General features: G+C 60.3%; 1 protein-coding gene. It reads left to right on the top strand.

Annotated elements, in window-relative coordinates:
• Positions 1-82: 82 nt before the first annotated feature.
• A partial coding sequence (locus tag BV106_RS34765; RefSeq protein ID WP_038172886.1) for a hypothetical protein occupies positions 83-976 on the top strand: 894 nt, incomplete at its 3' end.

Genomic DNA, 976 nt, shown 5'->3' with positions numbered 1-976 from the left:
ATACCAGACGCCATGATGGCGGGATCAGTAAACAACAGGCAACGTGCCTGGTGCCACGCGAAAGGCACTGACCCACACCATCATGACTACCTATACTTTGCACACCCCCATCCCTTGTCACGCAGCGATCTGTAAGGCCCTCCATCTTGCCGGCCAGGAACGCCGTGTCACCCTGGGCCTGGACCTGGAGCTAAACACTCCCGCAGGCGCCCTGATCGTCGCCGGAGGCCAACCGCTCAATCTGGGCAAGCATCCTCGCAGCCTCTGGGTTGAACTGGTTGGCTGGCTCATCAAGCAAGGCTGTGAAGTCCATTGCGTCCAGGAGGCTTGTGGCTTCGGCTGGGAGTTCCACCGTGAGTTGGAAGGTGCCGGAGCCGGCAGCATGGTGGTTGCCCCCCAGGAACTCAGCGGCAAACGCAAGACCGACAAACGCGACGCCCGCAAGCTGGCCTCCTTGCTCTGGGATTATGTGAGCCGGGGCAACCGAGCCTGCCTGCGCCCGGTCCGGATCCCCTCGGTGGAGAAACAACAACAACGAGGGTATCACCGTCGACGGTCTCAGCTGATCAAGATGCGTTGTCAGATTGCAGCCCAAGGGTGCAGCCTGCTGTGGGACCATGGCTGGTTGAAGGAGCTCAAGGGCTGGTGGACGCCCAAGAACTGGGAGCAGCTCAAAGCCGATTTGCTCGCCGCCTGCCGCGCGTGGCTGGTGGGCATGCTTGAGCCCATGCAGAGAATGTGCCTGCAACTAAACAGTGATAGCGACGAGCTCAAAAAGCAGGCCATCAGCAAATTCAAGACGGTGAAGGCCGGTGCATCTGAGGCGACGCAGGAGAGAACCCCGACAGGCGAAGTTCGCCCCAAAGGACTGGGTGAACTCAGCTATGCCATCATCACTTCGGAAGTGGGTGACTGGAAACGGTTCAAGAACCGGGGTCAGCCCGGCTCCTTCATCGGCTGCTGCCCCAGTGAGTAC

Source organism: Verrucomicrobium sp. BvORR106 (assembly GCF_000739655.1).
Lineage (GTDB): Bacteria > Verrucomicrobiota > Verrucomicrobiia > Verrucomicrobiales > Verrucomicrobiaceae > Verrucomicrobium.
The sequence above is the reverse complement of the archived record's forward strand: the minus strand, read 5'-3'. Positions and strand labels throughout refer to the sequence as shown.